The organism is Ignavibacteria bacterium (genome assembly GCA_025612375.1).
In the GTDB taxonomy this organism is placed as follows: Bacteria; Bacteroidota; Ignavibacteria; order Ignavibacteriales; family SURF-24; genus JAAXKN01.
Genome location: JAAXKN010000120.1, coordinates 1 through 1,432, shown reverse-complemented (window position 1 = coordinate 1,432; position 1,432 = coordinate 1). Strand labels below are relative to the sequence as shown.

The 1,432-nt window shown below is 45.0% G+C and carries 1 protein-coding gene; it reads left to right on the top strand.

What is annotated here, in order from left to right; genetic code table 11:
- The first annotated feature begins 165 nt into the window (after nt 1-165).
- Nucleotides 166-1,392, top strand: a complete 1,227-nt coding sequence (locus HF312_21585) for an IS256 family transposase (protein ID MCU7522803.1) — start codon at nt 166-168, stop codon at nt 1,390-1,392.
- The last annotated feature ends 40 nt before the right edge of the window (nt 1,393-1,432 follow it).

The window sequence follows — 1,432 nt, the reverse complement described above, 5'->3', positions numbered from 1 at the left end:
GGAAGTATCAAGATTTCCGTGTAATTGATTAAATGTTGAAACTATAAAATTATATCCCGTAGTGGAACGGAGGGATATAATTTTCGGGAAAATTTTGGGAGGAGAAACTTCCCGAAAGAATGAATAAGTTTAATCATTTATGTGAAAGGAAGGACGAGTGATACGATGGAACTTACACAAGAACAGATGGAAGAGCTTCAGAAAGCTCTCAAAAATGCAAAGACATATGATGACCTCATGGGCAAAGATGGCGCCATAAAGAAGCTCCTTAAAAGTTCTTTAGAGCAGCTCTTGGAAAGCGAGATGACAGAGCACCTGGGTTATGAGAAGCATTCTCCTCAAGGAGACAATTCAGGCAACAGCCGCAATGGGAAAAACAAGAAGTCAGTCAGGAGCTCCCAAGGAGAAATCGATCTTGAAGTGCCACGTGACCGCAATGGCAAGTTCAACCCGATTGCAGTGGAAAAGAATAAAAGGACTCTGGGGGATATTGAAGACCGTATTATCTCAATGTATGCCAAGGGTATTTCAACCCGTGACATAAAAAGCCATATTGAAGAGATTTACGGGCTTGAGTTAAGCCCCGCCTCAATATCGAACATCACGGAATCCATTGCTGCCATAGTTAAGGAATGGCAGGCTAGACCCCTTGAATCCATCTACCCGATCATGTTCCTGGATGCCATTCACTACAAGGTCCGTGAAGACGGCCACGTTGTCTCAAAGGCAGCCTACACCTGCCTGGCTATTGACTTAAACGGCTATAAGGAAATGCTCGGCATCTGGATCGGTCAGGCTGAATCTGCAAAATTCTGGATGAACGTCTTAACCGAGCTCAGGAACCGTGGAGTAATGGACATACTGATCGCCTGCGTTGACGGACTGAAGGGTTTTACGGAAGCCATTAAGGCTCTTTTCCCCGAGACTCTCATCCAGCAGTGTGTGATCCACCAGATAAGGAATTCTCTGAAGTTTGTTGCCAACAAGGATCAGAAGGAGGTCATAAAGGACCTGAAGATGATCTATAAGGCCCCGAGTGAAGAGAGTGCTCTTTTTGAGCTGGACAAAATGGAAGAAAAGTGGGCAAAGAAGTACCCCGTCGTAATAAAACAGTGGAGGGATAACTGGATGGGCCTCAAAACATTCTTTGAGTTCCCAGAGGAGATAAGGACCATAATCTATACCACCAATCAGGTGGAGGCCCTTCACCGCCAGTTCAGGAAGGTGACCAAGGCCAAGGGCCAGTTCCCAAGTGACGAATCATTGACAAAAATGCTTTACCTGGCCTATAAGGGAATCTCTAAGAAGTGGACTATGCCTGTAAGAAACTGGGCATTTGTTATTTCCCAGCTCAGTGTTACTTTTGAGGAAAGGCTTAAATCTTATGTTTAGGCCTGCATCGGTCAATTACACGGATTCTTGGACAGACTCT